The sequence below is a fragment of the Mesorhizobium sp. WSM4833 genome (assembly GCF_055811095.1).
In genome coordinates this window covers 93,335-112,211 of sequence record NZ_JBVVQG010000003.1, presented here as the reverse complement: position 1 = coordinate 112,211, position 18,877 = coordinate 93,335, and the positions used below count along the sequence as shown (strand labels likewise).

Annotated in this window: 15 protein-coding genes; 5 read left to right on the top strand and 10 right to left on the bottom strand. The window is 62.9% G+C overall.

Translation table 11 applies throughout. The annotated features are described in order from the left end of the window. Positions 1-139 precede the first annotated feature (139 nt). Positions 140-952 carry a DUF2259 domain-containing protein gene (locus AC0L2D_RS06465; RefSeq protein ID WP_473540636.1) on the bottom strand — a complete coding sequence of 271 codons (813 nt, stop codon included), beginning with the start codon at positions 950-952 and terminating at the stop codon, positions 140-142. A 143-nt stretch (positions 953-1,095) separates the two neighbouring features. Between AC0L2D_RS06465 and AC0L2D_RS06460 the strand changes: the two genes are divergently transcribed. From AC0L2D_RS06460 to AC0L2D_RS06450, 3 genes are all read left to right on the top strand, one after another. Further along, entirely contained in the window at positions 1,096-3,003 is a 1,908-nt protein-coding gene (locus AC0L2D_RS06460; RefSeq protein WP_473540635.1) for a propionyl-CoA synthetase, read from the top strand. A 112-nt stretch (positions 3,004-3,115) separates the two neighbouring features. After that, entirely contained in the window at positions 3,116-4,198 is a 1,083-nt protein-coding gene (locus tag AC0L2D_RS06455) for an acyltransferase family protein (protein ID WP_473540634.1), read from the top strand. A gap of 246 nt (positions 4,199-4,444) precedes the next feature. Then, positions 4,445-5,203, top strand: coding sequence for a metallophosphoesterase family protein (locus tag AC0L2D_RS06450; RefSeq protein ID WP_013528097.1), 759 nt, complete (start codon positions 4,445-4,447; stop codon positions 5,201-5,203). A 76-nt stretch (positions 5,204-5,279) separates the two neighbouring features. Here the strand turns inward: AC0L2D_RS06450 and AC0L2D_RS06445 are convergent, their stop codons facing one another. The 6 genes from AC0L2D_RS06445 to AC0L2D_RS06420 all read right to left on the bottom strand — a co-directional run bounded on the left by AC0L2D_RS06445 (position 5,280) and on the right by AC0L2D_RS06420 (position 12,989). After that, complete coding sequence (locus tag AC0L2D_RS06445) at positions 5,280-7,667, bottom strand: polysaccharide biosynthesis tyrosine autokinase (RefSeq protein ID WP_473540632.1); 2,388 nt, start codon at positions 7,665-7,667, stop codon at positions 5,280-5,282. A 234-nt stretch (positions 7,668-7,901) separates the two neighbouring features. Continuing rightward, positions 7,902-8,798, bottom strand: a complete 897-nt coding sequence (locus AC0L2D_RS06440) for a UTP--glucose-1-phosphate uridylyltransferase (RefSeq protein WP_013528099.1) — start codon at positions 8,796-8,798, stop codon at positions 7,902-7,904. Positions 8,799-8,872: 74 nt separating this feature from the next. Next, positions 8,873-9,841, bottom strand: a complete 969-nt coding sequence (locus AC0L2D_RS06435; RefSeq protein ID WP_473540631.1) for a glycosyltransferase family 2 protein — start codon at positions 9,839-9,841, stop codon at positions 8,873-8,875. Continuing rightward, positions 9,831-10,781 (bottom strand): glycosyltransferase family 2 protein, encoded by a 951-nt coding sequence (locus AC0L2D_RS06430; protein WP_473540630.1) that lies wholly within the window; start codon positions 10,779-10,781, stop codon positions 9,831-9,833. The genes AC0L2D_RS06435 and AC0L2D_RS06430 overlap by 11 nt, the downstream gene beginning before the upstream one ends. Beyond that, positions 10,781-11,776: a glycosyltransferase family 2 protein gene (locus tag AC0L2D_RS06425; RefSeq protein ID WP_027164269.1), complete on the bottom strand. Its 996-nt coding sequence runs from the start codon at positions 11,774-11,776 to the stop codon at positions 10,781-10,783. The genes AC0L2D_RS06430 and AC0L2D_RS06425 overlap by 1 nt, the downstream gene beginning before the upstream one ends. A gap of 40 nt (positions 11,777-11,816) precedes the next feature. Next, positions 11,817-12,989 (bottom strand): glycosyltransferase family protein, encoded by a 1,173-nt coding sequence (locus AC0L2D_RS06420; RefSeq protein WP_473540629.1) that lies wholly within the window; start codon positions 12,987-12,989, stop codon positions 11,817-11,819. 185 nt (positions 12,990-13,174) lie between these two features. On the opposite strand from AC0L2D_RS06420, the gene AC0L2D_RS06415 reads away from it, so the two are divergent. Both AC0L2D_RS06415 and AC0L2D_RS06410 read left to right on the top strand, forming a co-directional pair. After that, positions 13,175-14,671, top strand: coding sequence for a lipopolysaccharide biosynthesis protein (locus AC0L2D_RS06415; protein WP_473540628.1), 1,497 nt, complete (start codon positions 13,175-13,177; stop codon positions 14,669-14,671). 52 nt (positions 14,672-14,723) lie between these two features. Next, the gene (locus AC0L2D_RS06410; protein ID WP_013528105.1) at positions 14,724-15,746 is read left to right on the top strand and encodes a phosphoribosyltransferase family protein; all 1,023 of its coding nucleotides are present in this window, start codon (positions 14,724-14,726) and stop codon (positions 15,744-15,746) included. An 18-nt stretch (positions 15,747-15,764) separates the two neighbouring features. On the opposite strand, the gene AC0L2D_RS06405 is transcribed toward AC0L2D_RS06410, so the two are convergent. The 3 genes from AC0L2D_RS06405 to AC0L2D_RS06395 all read right to left on the bottom strand — a co-directional run bounded on the left by AC0L2D_RS06405 (position 15,765) and on the right by AC0L2D_RS06395 (position 18,824). Beyond that, positions 15,765-16,844: a glycosyltransferase gene (locus AC0L2D_RS06405; RefSeq protein WP_024501831.1), complete on the bottom strand. Its 1,080-nt coding sequence runs from the start codon at positions 16,842-16,844 to the stop codon at positions 15,765-15,767. Positions 16,845-16,918: 74 nt separating this feature from the next. Then, positions 16,919-17,368 (bottom strand): hypothetical protein, encoded by a 450-nt coding sequence (locus AC0L2D_RS06400; RefSeq protein WP_473540627.1) that lies wholly within the window; start codon positions 17,366-17,368, stop codon positions 16,919-16,921. A gap of 13 nt (positions 17,369-17,381) precedes the next feature. Continuing rightward, positions 17,382-18,824, bottom strand: a complete 1,443-nt coding sequence (locus tag AC0L2D_RS06395; RefSeq protein ID WP_473540626.1) for a GMC oxidoreductase — start codon at positions 18,822-18,824, stop codon at positions 17,382-17,384. Between the last annotated feature and the right edge of the window lie 53 nt (positions 18,825-18,877).

Genomic DNA, 18,877 nt, shown 5'->3' with positions numbered 1-18,877 from the left:
CCGACGAGCTTCGAACGTCATAGAAAAGCGCTGGCGACAGCCATTTTGATCGCTGGCGGCATTGGCCTCATGCTTGTGGCCCTGCCGATCTAGAAACAACCTTCAGACAGAGCGGCCGCCGGCGCTTGGGCGTGACCTCTCAGCGTGGCTCCCCGGTCACCGCGAGGAAGCGGCGATCGCGCCCCTCGAAACCCTGGCTGAAACGCTGCACCAACACAACGATCACCGCCGGCTTGCCGGCCGGGGTAAGTTCGTAGGATTCCGACAGGCTGTAGGAGGTCGGGCAGTTTCTTGAGCCCGGCACGGTCTTGTCCTCGTGCAGGATCTTGAACGGCTTGCCGTCCTGGCCTTGCAGCGTCAGCCGGAAGCCGAGTGCCTTGCCAGATGTGTCGCGCTGCTCCGTCGTTGCGAAACTCGCCGAACAATCGCTCGTGCTGGCTGCCAGGATCTCGTCGAGCTGGATGGTCGAAACGCCCGTTTCGCCATGGAGCGGCGACAGCCATTTCTGCGAGACCTGTTCGAGGCGGGAGATGTCGTTGTAGGCAACCATTTCACCCGGAAAGGTGAATTTGTCGGACGCTGTCTGCTCGGCTGGGGATGTGATTGCATAATGGGCGAGAATGGGCGCCGCCTGAGCGGCGGCCTGCGCCCTCGCCTGCTCCAGCGTCAGTGTCGCCTCCTCCGTCTCATCGACGACGAGGATCGGCTTACCGCCAACGAACCGATCCGTACGGGTATCGATGATGTCGATCTCAGACCAGCCGGAGTCCGAGGCGCCGGCGTCGAGCGTTCCATATCGCTCGAAGGCGAAATAAGCGCCATCCGGCGAAAAGCCGATGATGTGCCGTGCCGCGGCATCGCCGGCTTCAGCGGTTCCGGTGGACATAGCAAGTACGGCGCCCATGACCGACGATAGCGAAAAGCGCCCGATGATCCGAACAGCAGCAGACATCACCACCCCAGTCCCGTCTCGCATGTCATAGCTGCTTGCCCCCAAGCGCCAGGTCGATGCCGTCGTCACAATGGCGTGGATTTGCGGCCAAGGGTAGAGCGCGCTATCTGGAAGGAAGAAAAACATTTCCCGGGGAGGTATGGATGGCTTCACGCTATCACGAGGTCTATGAAGGCTGGAAACGCGATCCGGAACAATTCTGGGCGGAAGCGGCCGGCGCCATCGACTGGTATTCGCCCTGGGACAAGGTGTTCGACGCCAATGCCGGTGTCTATGGCCGCTGGTTCACCGGCGCCACCTGCAACACCTGCTACAATGCCATCGACCGCCACGTCGCCGGCGGCCGCGCCGACCAGATCGCGCTGATCCATGACAGTGCGATTGCCGGAACCGTGAAAAAGTTCACTTATGCCGAGCTGAAGCGCGAGGTCGTCGCGCTGACTTCGGTGCTGAAGAACCGCAGCATCGGCAAGGGTGACCGCGTCATCATCTACATGCCGATGGTGGCCGAGGCGGCCATCGCCATGCTCGCCTGCGCCCGCATCGGCGCGGTGCATTCGGTGGTCTTCGGCGGCTTCGCCTCGCATGAGCTTGCCACCCGCATCGACGATGCCAGGCCGAAGCTGATCATTTCGGCATCCTGTGGCCTGGAGCCAGGCCGCGTCGTTGCCTACAAGCCGTTGCTCGACAAGGCGATCGAGATCTCCCGCCACAAGCCGGACGCCTGCCTGATCCTGCAGCGCGACCAGTTGCGATGCGAGTTGAAGGAGCATTTCGACATCGACTACGCCGATGCGGTCGCCCGCGAACGGGCAGCGGGCGCCAATGTCGATTGCGTTCCGGTGCTTGCCACCGATCCGCTCTACATCATCTACACATCGGGCACGACCGGGCAGCCCAAGGGCATCGTGCGCGACAATGGCGGCCATATGGTCGCGCTGAAATGGACGATGGAAAACGAGTTCGGCGTCAAGCCGGGCGAGGTGTTCTGGGCGGCATCCGATGTCGGCTGGGTGGTCGGCCATTCCTACATCGTCTACGGACCGCTGCTGCATGGCTGCACCAGCATCCTGTTCGAGGGCAAGCCTGTCGGCACGCCCGATGCCGGCACCTACTGGCGGGTGATAGCGGAGCATGGCGTGGTCGCGCTGTTCACCGCGCCGACCGCATTCCGCGCCATCAAGGGGCAGGACCCGAAGGGCGAGTTCATTGCCAAACACGACCTCTCGAAGTTCCGCACGCTGTTTCTTGCCGGCGAGCGCGCCGACCCGGAAACCATCAAATGGGCGGAGCAGAAGCTGAATGTGCCTGTGGTCGACCATTGGTGGCAGACAGAGACCGGCTCGCCGATGACGATCAATCCCGCCGGCCTTGGCCTGCTGCCGGTGAAATACGGCTCGCCTGGCGTGCCTATGCCCGGCTACGACATCCGCGTGCTCGACGATGCTGGCCATGAGGTGAAGCGCGGCACGCTGGGCAATGTGGTGATCAAACTGCCGCTGCCGGCCGGCTGCCTGCCAACGCTGTGGAATGCCGATCAACGGTTCCGCCAAGCCTATCTCGACGAGTTCCCCGGCTTCTACAAGACGGCGGATGCCGGCATGGTCGACGAGGACGGCTATCTCTACGTCATGGCCCGCACCGACGACATCATCAATGTCGCCGGCCACCGGCTGTCAACCGGCGCCATGGAAGAAGTGCTTTCGGCCCATCCCGATGTCGCCGAATGCGCGGTCATCGGCATTGCCGACGCCATGAAGGGCCAGGTTCCGCTGGGCTTCGTGGTGCTGAATGCGGGTGTGACCCGCGATATCGGCTCCATCGAGAACGAGGTGGTCGGCCTGGTGCGCGAACGCATCGGCCCGGTCGCCGCCTTCAAGACGGTGGTGACGATCAAGCGCCTGCCCAAGACGCGATCGGGCAAGATCCTGCGCGGCACCATGCAGAAGATCGCCGACAAGGAGGAATGGGCCATGCCGGCAACCATCGACGATCCGGTCATCCTCGACGAGATCACTGCGGCGCTGAAGGAACGTGGGATCGGCCTTTGAGCCACTGAAGGTGGGCCGCGGACGACCTTTTCGATCGGCAAGCAATACTTTTATTGTGCGACGCAGCAATGCACCCTAAAGTCGTTCGCGGGGGGCCATCGACAAAGGTCGCATGGCTCAGCAGAAGATTACATTTGGCGGCGTCGACATCCTGCGCTTTCTCGCCGCCGTCATGGTCATGGTCTACCACTATGGCTTCTGGGTGTGGGCGTATCCTGACGGTGTTTCGGCGCGCGCCACGGGCGGCGTTCCCCCGCAGCCGGCAATAGGCGCCTGGGTCGAATCCGGCTGGGTCGGCGTCCAGATCTTCTTCGTCATCAGCGGCTTCGTCATCGCCTTCAGCGCCGAAAGGTCGACACCCCTGCGGTTTTTCGAAGGCAGGGTGAAACGGCTGGCGCCGGCCGTGTGGATCTGTGCGCCTGTCACTGCGGCGGTGCTTTTGATCGTCGGCCTCAGCTGGCCGACCGATGCCGTCGTCAGGCTCGTCCGCACCGGCCTGTTCGCCCCTTACGCGCCATGGGTGGACAGCGTCTACTGGACGCTCGGCATCGAGATCGCCTTCTATGCCGTCGTCTGGACCTTGCTGCGGCTCGGCCGCTTCCATCTAATGGAAATTGTGGCGCTCGCCATCGGCCTGGTCAGCGCGCTGTTCTGGTGCCTCTACTACCCGCTCGACTGGGCCGACCTTGCCGAAACACGCACGCTCGACCTGCTTCTGGTGCATCACGGCGTGTTCTTCGCCACCGGCGTCATGCTGTGGCTGATGCGCTTCAAGGCGGTGACAGCCGCCCGCCTAGCCTTCTGCGCCCTGTTCCTGGCCGGTGGTGTGCTGCAGATCGCCAGTTCGGTCGACGTTCATATCCTGAAGGTCGGGCGTGATATGCCCTTCGCCCCGCCGATCCTCATCTTCCTCATAGGCATCGCGCTGATGGCGTGGTCGCTGCGGCTCGACCTCTCCTGGAGCGGCTGGCGCCGGATCGGGCTGATGACCTATCCGCTCTACCTGCTGCACGATGTCGTCGGCGCGGCCCTGCTCGGCATCCTGGTCCGCGCCGGTCTGCCGCATCTGTTCTCGATGGCGGTCGTCGGCGCGACGATGATCGCGGCAAGCTGGCTAGTGGCGACCGAGGCCGAACCACGCATCCGGCTGCTGCTCGACCATACCGTTTTCCGTTATCGGCTTAAGGCAGCCTGACGACGGTCCGGCAGACCGGCCCGTCCGCCGACCTAAAGCATGTCGCGCCTGAGCGGATTCAGGCCCACTCCAGGCCTTTGTTCCACGGATCGCTCTCCCAAAACGGAGCTCACTTCCGAGCGACATGCATTGGCGGTGCCGACCCGGCGCAGCTACATTTTCCACGATTGCGGAATTCTTCGTTTCGGGCATGATAACAGGCACTTATGCCTTCGGCATGAGAGCTTGCCTCGAGACGCCCGGCACGTGACCCTGTTCCAGCGAAAACCCCGCATCGCGGCGCGTCCGCGCCTCGATATCGATATGCAGGACGCTGTCGTCTATGCGATCGGCGACGTGCATGGCTGCTACAAGGAACTCCGCGCGCTGGAGCAGAAGATCCTGCTCGATTCGCTGCGCTTCCAGAGCCGCAAGATCATCGTCATGCTTGGCGACTACATCGACCGGGGGTTTCAGTCGGCGCGGGTGCTCGATCACCTCCTGGCGCCGCCGCCGAAAGGATTTCAGCGCATTTGTCTTGCGGGCAACCACGAAGTGGCAATGCTGAACTATCTCGACGGAAATCTGTCCCGCGAACCCTGGCTGGCGACGGGCGGCCTGCAAACCCTGTTTTCCTATGGCATCGATCCGGCGCGCCTCACCAGCCTCTACGGGAGCAGCGCGCAGATCGACCGGCGCATAAGGGAGATCATTCCGGACGATCACGTCAGCTTCCTGCGCGGGCTGCCGATCATGGTCCGTTCGCGGAAGTTCGTGTTTGTCCACGCCGGCATCAGGCCCGGCGTCGACCTTGCGGCGCAAACCGACCATGACCTGATCAACATCCGTTCGGACTTCTTCGAGGCAACGCACCTGCTCGACCGCTGGGTGGTGCACGGGCATACGCCGGTGGATGTCCCGAAGCTCGAAGGGCGCCGGCTCGGCATCGACACGGCCGCCTTCCAGAGCGGACGCCTGACCGCCGTCAGGATCGCCGACAAGCAAGGCAGGCTGATCTTCTCCTGACGCGCAACGATATTCAGGTGTGCTGGCCTGAAGATCGATACACTTCAGAGTGGACCCACTCGCGCAACGGTCGACGTCAGACCGGCGCCTTGCCGCGCACTTCCGACTTTTCCAGATAGTAGCTCGAATATTTATCGAAGAATTTTTCCGAGCCGCCGAACGAGCCGTATTTGGCCAGTTTCTTCAAATCGACCTTGTTCAGCACCGCGCCGACGATCTTGTTAGCGACATAGGGTTCGGATTCCAGCATCGACCTGACCATCGCGCGCGGGGTGCGCCCCCACTCGGTGACCAGTACAAAACCGTCGACCAATGGCGCGAAGGCCTTGGCGTCGACCACCGGTCCGAGCGGCGGCAGATCGACGACGATGTATTCGAACGTCTCCTTGGCGTTCTCGATGAAGCGCCGCATGCCGGCCGAGGAGAGAAGTTCGCTGGTATGCGAGAAGTGACCGCGCAGCACCGCCGGGATGATCGCCAGCTTCGTCTGCCTGTCGATCTTGCCGACGGACTGCCAGGTCTGGCCGCCGACCACCGCTTCCATCAAGCCCTGCTCGGTTTCCATGCCAAGGCCTCGGCTGAGGCCGGGATTGCGCAAGTCGCCGTCGATCAGCAGCGTCTTGGAGCCATTGGCGGCAAGCAAGCCGGCGAGATTTGCCGCGACCGTCGACTTGCCCTCGCCGGGAAGCACCGAGATGATGCCGATGACGCGGCTGCCTTGCCCTTCCATCACGACGTCGAAGGCGATCTTGGCGCTGCGCAGCGTTTCGGAGAACATCGAGGCTGGAGAATCGATGCTGACCCGCATGCGCGCCCGCTTTTCGGCTGAAGACAGCGATTGGGTGGTCTTGGCGTCCACCTGGGTCTCGCCCGGCTTTTCTTCCTTGCCGAGCTTGCCGCCGATCGTCGGCAGGTAGCCGAGGAATTTGAGGTTGACGCGGTCGCGCACGTCCTCGCCGGTCCTGAAGAAGCGTTCGTTGAACTCGTTCAGGCCACCAAAGCCGGCGCCCATCAGCAGGCCAAGCACCAGCGAAAGTCCGAGCACGACGATGGTGCGCGGGCTTGAGGCCGCCATCGGCATCGACGCGTCGGAGATGATGCGGATCTTGCCGACCGGGAAGGATTGCTGCTGCGCGGCTTCCTCGTAACGACCCAGGAATGTCTGATAGAGCGTGGTGAGCGCCGTCGCCTGCTGATCGAGTTCACGCAGCTTGACTTGCGTCTGGTTGTCGACGGAACTCTTGCCTTGCGCGGCCGCGACATTGGCCCTGAGCGCGGTCTCGCGTGCCTGCGCCACCTCATATTCGTTGCGATAGCTTTCGGTCAGCTGCTTCAGCTCGCCGAAAATCTGCGTCGATATGTCGGCCTTCTCCTTGGAGAGAGCCACCGCCTGCGGGTGCTCGGGGCCGAAATTCGCCTCGACGTCCTGCAGCCGCTTGGCCACCGTGAGGTAGCGGGTCTTGAGCGCCGATATGACCGAGCTGCTTGGCTGGTCGCTCGATATGGCGGCATCCTTGAAAGCGTTTTCGGAGCCGCTGTCGACGATGGCCTTGTACTGCTGGTAGCGGGCGCTGGCGCGTGCGGTATCGGCCTGCGCCACGATAAGCTGGGCGTTGAGGTCGGAAAGCTGCTTGTCGCTCATCAGCTGGCCATCGCTGTTGGCCGCCAGCCCATGTTCAGCCCTGAATTTCTCAACCGCGAGCGAAGCTGCCTGCGAGCTCTGGCGCAGCTCCGTCAACCGGCCCTGCAGCCAGACCGCAGCCCGCTCGGTGGCATCGAAGCTGGCATCGAGCTGATCGGCGAGATAGGCATCGGCATAGGCCTTGGTGATGGCGTTTGCCAAGGCCGGATCCGTCGCCTGATAGCCGAGCGCGATGACGTAGCTTCGGCCGACGCGTTCCGCCCGGATCTCGTTCTGCAGCTTGAGGATCGCGTAGTCGCGGCGCGACGTGGCGATCAGCGCATCGCGGGCGGCCGGGTCGAGCTTGCTGAAGTCAGCGCCACCCGGCATGGAAGAGCTGGGGCGGACATACTGGATCAGGCTGCGGATGAGGCCTATGCCTTGGGCAAGCGCCGACTGGGGCGGATTCATGAACGTGTCGTTCTGGTCGAGCTTCAGCTTGTCGACGACCACGGCGGCAAGCCGCGTCGAGGTCAGGATCTCGATCTGGCTCAGGATGGCGGAATCGGTCTGCATGGTTGTCGACGTCGCCGAAATGTCGTCGACGATCTTGTTCAAGCCCTCGTCGATCAGCACGCTGGCGATCGACTGATATTTGGGCGGCGTTGTCTGCAAATAGAGCAGGCCCAGGAAGAGACCGATGACGGCACACACGGCAACCACCTTGGCCTGCCGTGCGGCCATGCCAAGCAGCCGCTCGATATCGATGAAGTCTTCGCCGTCTCCTGCGTCCGAATTCGGCAATGGCATCCTCTTGTCGAGAGGAAAGTTGGCATAATTCATCTTCGGTCCAATTCTAGAGCCGGTCCTATTCCGATTGATCGCAATTGGCTCTATCTACTGTTTCAACATGATCTTTTCCGGAAACCGGGACCCACTTTCAGGGATCATGCCTTGGCTTGCAGGCGCCTCGAAGATCGGGAGCATCGCCAGAGCAATGCAAGCGTCGTGCCAGACGGAGAGAACCTGCCGGCCCCTCTTCGCCGGCCATCTGACGATACTCCCGAAAGATGGGCATTATGCGGCTTCTTCCTGGCGTTCATGCGACCGGACGAACTCCTGAAGCATCTCGAAAACCGGACCCTTCATGTCGTCGCGCGCCAGCGCGAAGGCGATGTTGGCCTGGATGAACCCTTCCTTGGAACCACAGTCGAACATGCGGCCGAGGAAAGGCTGGGCGAAGAACGGCTGATCCTTCGACAGACGAACCATGGCATCCGTCAGTTGAATCTCGTTGCCGGCGCCGCGCTGCTGATTGCCCAGGAGCGCGAAAATCTCCGGCTGCAGGATGTAGCGGCCGTTGATGTAGAAATTCGAAGGCGCATTGGCCGGCGCCGGCTTCTCGACCATGGCCGTCACCTCGAAACCGCCGCCGATCTCGGCGCCACGGCCAACGATGCCATATTTGTTGGTCTCGCTGGGTTCGCAACGCTCGACGGCGATTACGTTGCCGCCCGTGCGCTCATAAAGCTCGACGGTTTCGGCGAGGCATCCGCGACCGCCGAAGGACACCATGTCCGGCAGCAGCAAGGCGAAGGGCTCGTTGCCGATAACCTCGCGCGCGCACCAGACGGCATGGCCGAGGCCTTGCGGGGATTGCTGGCGGATGAAGCTGGTGGCGCCGGCCACAGGCAGCATGCTTTCGAGCGCCTCCAGCTGGGTCTTCTTGCCGGTCTGCTCCAGGGTGCCGATCAATTCCGGATGCAGGTCGAAATAGTCCTCGATCACCGCCTTGTTGCGACCGGTCACGAAGACGATGTGTTCGATGCCCGCCTCGAAGGCCTCGTCCACCGCATATTGGACGACGGGCCTGTCGACGACGGGAAGCATTTCCTTCGGCATCGACTTGGTCGCCGGCAGGAACCGCGTTCCAAGCCCCGCCACCGGTATCACGGCCTTCCTGATTTTCTTCATCGCAAATTCCTTCTGAGGAGATCGACTTCAATCCGTTCACAGGCCACGAAAATTCCCTCCATGTGCCTGCATCTTCACCTCCCCGCCCCGACGGCAAATTGTGCCGCCATTCTTCGCAACCGCACGGCGATCGGCATGCCCATATGCCTGACCGCCGCCGGGTCGCTGAGCGCAGTCCGGATCGCCTTGAGCGGGGACCGCGCCTTGATGTGCTGTACCAGTGACAGAAACGATGCCGCCTTGCGCAGGCTGCGGCCACGCCGCGCGAACGCGGCCTGCGCGGCCTCATCCATCCGATGGGTTTGAGCGAACACGGCATCCGCCCTGCGCATGGCTTCGACGTGGTGAAGCTCGAGCACGCGCGAAATGGAGGCGCTGCGAATATGGTAGGCATAGCCGATATCGGGCTCGACGACGCATTTTCCGCCCTTGGCCAGGGCGGCGGCAAAGAGGATGTAGTCTTCGCCGATCCTCAGCTTCTCGTCATAGCGAAGCCGGTTTTCGTTCAGGAACTCGCGCTGGAAGATCGGCTTGAGGTAGCCGAGGTTGAACTTGGATTCGAAGACGACGTTGCCGGCGATGTAGGTGGCCAGCGAAATCTCGCGCAAGCCTTCCAGATATTGCCGCGGAAACATCGCGTCCTCGATAACGCCGTCCTCGCGAACGACCTGCAGATTGTCGACGGCGATCTGGGCATCCGCGCTTTCGGCACGCGCGATCATCCTGGCGAGCCGGCCGGGAAAGACCGCGTCGTCGGAATCGAGAACCGCGATCCATCTGCCGCGGGCGGCATCGAGGCCGGCATTCCTGGCGCCGCCCGGGCCGCGATTGCTTGGCAGGGCGATGACACGGACGATATCCCCGGGATAGGCCCGCGCAACATCGAGCGTCGCATCGCGCGACTTGTCGTCGACGACGATGATTTCGACGCAGACACCCTTCTGGGCGATGGCGCTGGCGATCGCCCGATCAAGGGTCGTCTCGGCATTGTAGGCGGCAATAACGAAGGAAACATCGGGGATAGATCTGACGTCAGGCTGCACGCTTGCCTCCCTCCTGTGGCGACGGGTGGCCATAGAGGCGGATTTCGCGGATGCCGACGAGGCCGCTGACGACACCAACATGCATAATGCCGCGCAGCACGCTGCGGTTCCTGCGTACCGGACTGACGACGACCGGAAGTGCCGAGGCGAAGCAATAGATGGCCTTTGCCGAGGCCAGGCCGACCTGCTTGGCCAGGCCGATTCCGCTGGCGCTGCTGCCCAGGAGATGGCCATGCGTCTGGCCGGCGCGGAAGCGGCGGCGGCCGAGCCAATCGAATGCCGCCCTGGAGCGCGGCACCACCTCGTCGACCCATGCCTCGGGCGAGAAGGCGATGCGGCCGCCTGCCTTGTGCATCTGGTCGAAGAATTCGGTGTCCTCGCCGCCGGTCTGGCCACGCGCCAGGCTGAAGCGGCGGCCGCGCAGGCTGTCCGAGCCCATCCGCAGCAGAACGTTGCAGGTGTAGCCGGTCTGGATCTCGCCGCGCACCCAGACGGGCAAGGTCGAATGGAAATCGCCGCGCCGCATCCAGTCCGGCGCGTCCGGGCGATAGCGCGCCCTGACCGGGCCGAGCACGGCGGCGGCACCGCTTTGCTGCGCCATCGCGACCAGTTCGGCAAGCCATGGCGTCGTGGCCGTCTCGTCGTCATCGATGAAGGCGACGAAATCCGCGGTGCTCGCATCGAGGCAGGCGTTGCGGGCGATCGAGATGTTGCGCGCCGGGGCGTGCTGATAGTGGATCGGCACCGTCAATTCCCGCGACAGTGCCGCCACCAGGTCACAGGCCGATGGGGTGTCGTCATTGTCGGCGACGACGATGCGGACATCGAATCCCACCGGCATCTCCATGGCGTCGAGCGAGCGCAGCGTGTCGGCCAGTTCCGGCCGGCGGAACGTGCAGACGCCGATGTCGATGCTGCGGTTCTTTACCGACACCGCCATCAGGCCACTCCTCGTCGCGAGCCGAGGCCGAGAAGCTGCAGCCAGAAGCCGACCGACCAGCCAAGATGCATGACCATGGCCGAGACACCGGCCAGCGCAACGTCGGCCTTGCGCTGGCGGATAGCCGTCACTAGCCCGTAGCCCAGGCAAACCGACGCCCACAGCAGCAGCGGCACCGCCGCCAGCCAGTGCACGAAGGAGAAGGCCGCCAGCAGCACCACCGGAAACACCAGCAGCGGCACCATCTGCCTCACCTTCGGGATGACGCGATGCTTCAGCACATTCTTGGCACGCCCGCGACCGTAGCCGAGATACTGGAAATAGAGGCCTGAGAGCGAGGCGCGCGGGTAGTAGACCATCTGCGTCTTGCCGCTCATCCAGATCTTGTAGCCGGCCTTACGCAAGCGATAATCGAGCTCGGCGTCCTCGTTGTGGCTGAACGTTTCGTCATAGCCGCCGACGGCACCGAACGCCGATATCCGCATCAGTGCATGATGGCCGTGATCGATCCACTGTCCCTGCGAAAGATGCCTATGCTTCGAGCCGCCGGTGCCGAGCTTGGAGTTCTGCGCCGCGGCCGCCGCCTTCTGCACGGCACCGCTGCCGCTGGTCAGCATCGAAACGACAACCGAATCCGCTGATGTAGCCAGCGCTTCCTCGACCAGCCGGTCGCAATAATCGTCGGGATAACCGCCATGCGCATCGATGCGGATGAGATAGTCGGCACCATCGCCGAAGGTACCGACGGCGAGATTGATCGCCGCGCTCTGGATGCGCCGCTTGTTGTGGAGCAGGATAACCCGCGGGTCCCTCGCAATGACGTCCTCTAGGATGGAAAGCGTGCCGTCGGTGCTGCCGCCGTCGGCGACGATGATCCGGGCGCCAAGCCGGGCGGCCGCGGGCCGCAATTGATCGAGCAGCGCACCGATATGGGCGGCTTCGTTCAGGCATGGGATAACGATCAGGCTGGATGAGGGTTTTTCCGTCTGCGTCATCAACCTCTGTCCATCTTGCCTCTGTCCATCCCCTGCCATCCTATGCCAATGCCTCGGCGGCAAACGAACCGGGCACGGCCGTCAGGCTGCGCAGCCGCTCGACAAGCGCACGGCAATCGCTGCGATCGTAGCTCCAGGTTCTCGGGTTGCGCGCCAGAACACGCCCCTTCAGCCTGGCGAAGCGATGCTCCTCCATCTTGCCTAGCGCGGCTTCGAGCGCTTCGGGCGACGCTTGCGGCAACAGCACGCCGATATCCTGCTGCTTGAGGAACCGCCCGGTCTCGGTATTGCCCATCGAGATCGGCACCGCGCCGAAACGGCAACCCTCATAGAGCCGGTTGGGCAGAAGCCATTCGGAGTTCTGCCCCGCTTCGAAGAAATCGATCGCCCAGGAAAAATGGACATCGTTGTAGATCGCCGCCATGTCTTCCGGATTGCGGTAGGGCCCGAGAAACGACAGCCATGGCTCGGCCTCGACAAAGCCGTGAAAGTCAGGGAATTCCGACAAAGCCGGACGGCCGCGCAGCACGATCTCGAAGCGGCCCTCCATGCGGCGGGAGAAATCAGCCAGCAACTCGAGCGAGCGGCGGCAGCGCAGCGCGCCGAACCAGCCGATCCGCCATGGCGGGCCGACCGGGCTCTCTTCAGCCTCCGGAGCGCCGGGCACAATCGTCGCGGCCTCGAAATATTTGTTTTCGACCAGCTCGATGGGTGCCGCGACCTGGCCGAACGGCTTGAAATAATTGGCGATGAAGGCAGGCGAACTGGTCACCAGCAGCTTCACATCCCTGGCCAGAAATCGTTCGGTGGCACGCAGCGCCTTGCCCAGGACATCGTTGCGCAGCACAAGCCGATGAATGTCGAGGCACTCGTATACGATCGGAGCCGATGCACCGAAGGCTGACCTGGCGCGGCGGGCAAGCGCCAGCATTTCCAGGTTGCGCGCGACGATGACATCCGGCTTTGGCATTCCGCCCAGCTTCGAGCCTATCGAAACGGCTGCTTTGGCTACGGCCGCGAGGCGTTGGCCGAATCGCCCGTCACGCGTCCCGCCGAGGTCGATCGGGCGCAGTCCCTCGATATCCGCAATCGGATTCGCGGTGCGACGGAAGCCGGCCAAGGTGACCTGGGCCCCACCTGCCCTGAGCATCGTGATCCGCCGGCGCACCGCCGGGTCGGAAACGTCGTGCACTAGGTACAAGACATGCAGCATAAAAACTCGACCGCTGTTGGCCCACCCAAGGGAATGCTAGTACAGCTCTTGCTGCATCGCAACATTCTTGCTGCACCAATCGACGTTTTCTGTTGCACTGCAAAATTATTGCCGTAGTTTGTGGTCGGCGGCGGTCGTGGATTTTCGGGCCCGAAAATCCACGTAAAAAATCAGGAATCCTGAATTTGGAAGCCAATGCATTCGATCCGCCAGAAGGCTCCTTGCGCAAATCGGTTGGGCGCGGCGCGGTTGTCACGGCCATGGCGCAATCGGTGCGGGTCGCGACACAGATTCTGTCGGTTATCGTGCTGTCGCGGTTGTTGTCGCCACAGGATTTCGGTGTCGTGGCGATGTGCGCGCCGGTGCTTGCCTTTATCGCACTGTTCCAGGATTTCGGCCTGACCCAGGCAACGATCCAGAAATCAGGCATCCGGCATGAGGAGGTGAACTACCTCTTCTGGATCAATGTCGCCGTCAGCGCGATCCTGGCTTGCGTGCTTGCGGGTGCGGCGCCGCTGGTTGCTGCTTTCTACGGCGAGCCGCGCGTGACAGGTCTGGTGGCTGCGTTCGGGCTGCAGATCATGGCCTATGGGCTTGGCGCCCAGCATCTGGCGCTCTTGACGCGCCGTATGCAGTTCGGCCGGCTGGCCGTCATCGACGTCGCCAGCGCAATCGCCGGGCTTGCCGTGTCGATCGCCTGGACCTTCATCGATCGCTCCTATTGGGCCCTGTTTGCCGGCACGCTGACCGGTGGCGTGCTGCCGACGCTCTGCTACTGGGCGAGTTCGCGCTGGCGTCCGGGCCTGCCGCGCAAGGTCGCCGGCATCGGCGAGCTGATCAATTTCGGCGCCGGCATCACCGGCTTCAACTTCGCCAATTTCTTTGCCCGCAACCTCGACAACGTGCTGATCGGCAAATATTGGGGCGAGGCGCAGCTCGGCCTCTATGACCGCGCCTACAAGCTGCTTCTGTTTCCGCTGAGCCAGATCACCAACCCCTTGTCGAAGGTGATGGTTCCAGCACTTTCCAGGCTGAAGGACGAGCCGGATCGCTACCGCAGCGCCTATCTGCGCGTCATGCCGCTGATCCTGCTGGTGGCGCTTCCCGGTGTCGCCTTCGCCACCGCGATGTCGGATGTGCTGATCCCCTTCGTGCTCGGCGAGCAATGGCGCGCAAGCGCCTCGATTTTCCTGGCGCTCGGCTTTGCCGGGCTGCTGCAGCCGCTCAACAATCCGGCGGGGTGGCTTTTCGTCAGCCAGGGCCGCTCCGGCGATTTCATGCGCTGGGGCATCATAACGGCCGTGACGTCGGTGCTGGCTTTCATGCTCGGCCTGCCCTATGGCGCGCTGGGCGTGGCGATCGCCTATGCGATCAGCGAATATCTGCGGACGCCTTTCCTATGGCTCTATGTCGGCAAGAGCGGACCGCTGCAGGCGCATCATGTGCTGCGCGCGGCAACGCCGTTCGTGCTTGGCGCCCATCTGGCGCTGGCCGCGATCTGGTTCGTCAAGCCAGCGCTGCCGCAGCAGCATGTCGTCGCCCTGGCCAGCAGCGCCGTGTTCGCCTACCTCATCACGATCATCATCGCACTGGCATTCGCCTCCGGCCGCGAAGCCTTGCGCGAGGCACTCAGGATGCTGCCGGCAAGGCTGCCTGCGGCAGCGCCGCGCGAAGCGCAATAATTTGGGCGTCTTCGACTGCTACGGACATCTCCTCCAGGACCAGGTCTGAACCATGCACTACCGATCGATCTCCGATATGAACGACGCCATCGTCAGGGGCCTGCACCGGCTGCCGCGCGACATCGACCTGGTCGTCGGTGTGCCGAGAAGCGGCGTTTTGGCAGCGACGCTGGTCAGCCTTGCCGCGAACATCCCGATGACCGATCTCGACAGCTTCCTGGCTGGGCGAATCTACACATCAGGCGTCACCAAGCGCCGGGCCGCTCTCGACCGCAAGGTTTCCGAGATGCGCAAGGTGCTGGTGATCGACGACAGCGTCGCCGGCGGCAACGCCATGCGCGACGCACGCGCCCGCATCCAGGCTGCGGGCATCGAGGCGGACTTCACCTTTGCCGCCGTGTTCGGCCTTGAGCCCCTGCACCAGGAAACCGACCTCGTCTTCGAGGTCGTGCCGCATCCGCGCATGTTCCAGTGGAACTTCATGCATCACAAATTCCTGGCGCAATGCTGCGTCGACATTGACGGCGTGCTGTGCCTCGACCCGACAGAGGCGGAAAACGACGACGGCCCGGCCTATGAGAAATTCCTCAGCGAAGCGCGGCCGCTCCATGTCGCGACCCACAGGATCGGCTGGCTGGTCACCAGCCGGCTGGAGAAATACCGCGCGCTCACCGAGGCATGGCTCGCCAAGCATGAGATCAAATACGACCAGCTGATCATGCTCGATCTGCCGAGCAAGGCGGAACGGCAACGACTCGGCGCGCATGGCAGCTTCAAGGCCGATTTCTACCGCAAGTCCGATGCCATCCTGTTCATCGAGAGCGAGCACGAACAGGCGCTGAAGATCACCGAACTGTCAGGCAAGCCGGTGCTGTGCGTCGAAACGCATATGGTCAGCTTCCCCGACGCGCTGTCGCTGCCGGCACTTGGCCAGGCGGCCCGCAACCTGCCGGCAAGGCTGCGGCAGATCAAGTCGCAAGAGGGCCGCAAGAGCGCCGCCAAGACCATTGCCCGCGCACTGCTTGGCGCCCGCGGCTACGAGACGCTGAAAAGCCGGGTCAAGCGTCCAGCCTGACCTGCTCAGGCGGCGTCGTCAGGCCGCCTGTCGCGCGCGCTGCTGCATGGCCCTGTCCAGTATCGAGAAGAAGGTGATGAACTGGCGATCGGGATCGAGTTCCGGGCGCCCGGCGAAGCTGCGAGCGAGACTGGAAAGCCGGTCATATTCCTGGTTGTCGTTCCACAGCCGCCTGACGGCCGCGACCCAATCGGCCAGCGGAGCATCGTAATCCAGCACCACGCCACCGGAGCCGACAGCCTCGGGCAGACCGCCGCGCCGCGAACCGATAACGGGGATTCCGCTGCAATGGGCCTCCGAAGCGACGCGGCCCCACGCCTCTTCCCACTTGCTGGGAGCAAGCAGGATCTTCGTGCGACCATAGACCGTCTTCATGTCGCTGGTGCGGCTCTCCAGGACGACATTGCCCAAGGGAGCGATCGTCTGTTCGATCCGCGCCCGGTGATCGTCGTCGAGCTTCCAGCTTTCGACGAACAGGAATGGAATTTCGCGGCAGGCGCCGGCAATCCGCACCGCGAGCTCAAATCCCTTTTCCTCATAGGGGTTGATCAGCGTGACGAACTGGCCCGTCGTCGGCGTCGAGTAATGCGCCGGGTTGATGGTTGGCGGGATCACCGCTGCCTCGATGCCGAATTCTTTTTTGTAGGTTCGCGCGGTGAAATCCGAATTGGCAATGTAAAGCGCCGAATGCAATTCGCGCAGATCGCCGCCCAGTTCATGGAACTCGACATTGCGGAGATAAACGACCAGAGGCACGCCCTCCGCCTGCAGCGCCTTGCCGATCGGAACCGATTTGTGACACTGGACCACGGCGACATCGGGCTTCAGCCTGTCGACGGCATAACCCGCCGCTTCCCAGGGAAACCAGGCCCGCACCACCGGATAGCCGGGATAGCTGTCGACAACCGCCGGCTGCCGCAACAGCTTCATCTTGGCGCGTGCCTTGAAGCCGAAGACACCGTCACCGAACAGGGCGGCGAGCACAGCCGCTTCATGACCGTGCTCGATCAACTGTTCGGCCAGATGATGCGTGCTCGACTGAACGCCGCCACTGAACTCGGGCGGGTAGCCGTTGCCGCCTGCAAAGAGAACTTTCATGATCGGGCTCCTTGTCGCATCTCGTATTCCTTGCTCGGAGACAACAGGCAAAGGCCGCCGCCTCGCTTTCGACGTCAGGCAAGTTTCGGCGGCTCCAGATTGGCGAAGGGATTGGTACAGGATTGCCAGCCGGTAAACCGGATCGGGTCGTTGGGCGAACTGCGCCAGGCGTAGTCCGTCAGCATATGGAATTCGGCGACGACCCAGCGGTCGAAATGCAGCAGATCTTCCCGCTTCCGCTGGGGCAGCAAGCGACGCGCGGCGCCCAGTTTGAGCTCCTCCACCAGGGTGACGGCATCACTCAGTTTTTCGCTTGGGAAATTCCATGGATTCCTGTCGCGGAACGCCAGCACGAACTGCTGCAGATGCTCGATGCGGATGTTCAACTTGCCAAGATATTTTTCCAGCGTGACGCGCACCAGATCCTCGTCCGAGAAGGAGGAAACGGTGGCGTAGGCGACCCCTGTCGAAACCACTCCGCCAGCCAAGACGGCCAGGGCCGAGCGTCTGGAAATCTCGATCATGCGATACCTCCTTTCACGCGATCCGGCTCGCCGCCCGCAAGGACAGCGCTGCCGCGGTCAGGCTCGGGTTGGCGCAGGAGCAGCTCGGATAGGTGCTGGTGCCGACGACGACCAGGTTTCTGAGCTGATGGTGGATCATGCCGCTGTCGACCACAGAATCGGCCGGGCCGGTGCCCATCCTCAGCGTGCCCTGGACGTGCGATTCGGTCGGCCGAATGCCGCGGTCTAAGAGCTTTTCGACCGGCAGCGGCGCCAGAAGGTCAGGCAATTTCTCCAGAGCGCGCGCCATGCCCTTCACCGCGTAGTCCGATGGCGCCTTGAAGCTGACGAAGGCATTCTCATCCGCGTCAAGCGTGACGTAGTTCTCGGGGTCGAGCAGGTTCTCGGTGACCACGACCAACGGCAGCGCCTGGCGTAGCCGCCCCTTTTCGGCACGCATTCCGTGCTGCCAGCGGTTCTCGAAATAGACCAGTGCCGCCGCATGCTCCGATCGGTGAGGACCATCATAGAGGCCGAAATTCAGGCCGGTTGTGATGGTGCTGCCGTCGAAATTGTCGACGCCGTCGAGATAGACCTCGAAATTCCAGCCGTAGGATTCATGCAGGCCGCTGCCGACAAATTCGCCGCCCAGGCCGGATCGCAGCATGATCGCCGCACTCTGGATGGCATTGGCGCCGAGAATGAAGAGATCGCCGCTGACCTGGTATTCCTTGCCGTCATGGCTGAACGTGACCGAACGGACAGCACCGCCGACGTGATCGAGCCGGCGCACTTCCGCACCGAGGCAGACCGAGATGTCGGGATGCTCGAAGACGTGCATCAACCCGTTGTTGACGGTGAATTTGGCGTCGACCGGGCACAGCCAGCAACGCAGATTGGCACAGCACGAGCTGCGCTGCGCGGTCGGCACGCGAGCCCGCGCGGTTGGCATGACGAAGTGCTGGTCGGGCTGCGCCGCCTTCATCATCCTGTCCGGTGTCGACATGCGATGCGGCGGTTGCGGAAACGGCTTCGAGCGGGGCAGCATCGCCGCCATGTCGGGGTCGCCGGAGATCGACATGATGTCTTCCGCGTCGCAGTAGAACGGCTCGACGTCGTCATAACTGATCGGCCAGTCATTGCCGATGCCGTAGGTGCTTTTCAGCCGGAAATCATTGGGATGAAATCTTGGCGTCTGCGCGAACCAGCAGTTCGTCCCGCCACCCAGTCCGATCGTGTAGTTCCACGGCTTGTCGGAATTGGTCTTGTAGGTCGTCTCGTCTTCGATGTCGGTGTTGACGTTCTGTTCGAGCTGCCATTCATGGGTGTTGTGGCGTCCCCACTCCAGCACCAGAATGCGCGCCTTTCGGCGCCTGGCGAACTCATGCAGGAAGAAGGCCGAACCGAAGCCGGAACCGATCGCGACGAGATCGAAATGATTCTTGGTGATTTGCTCCGGCTTTACGTCCAGCACCATCAGCTACAACTCCACACAGAAATACGCGCTCAACCCCAGCGCCCGCAGGCCGT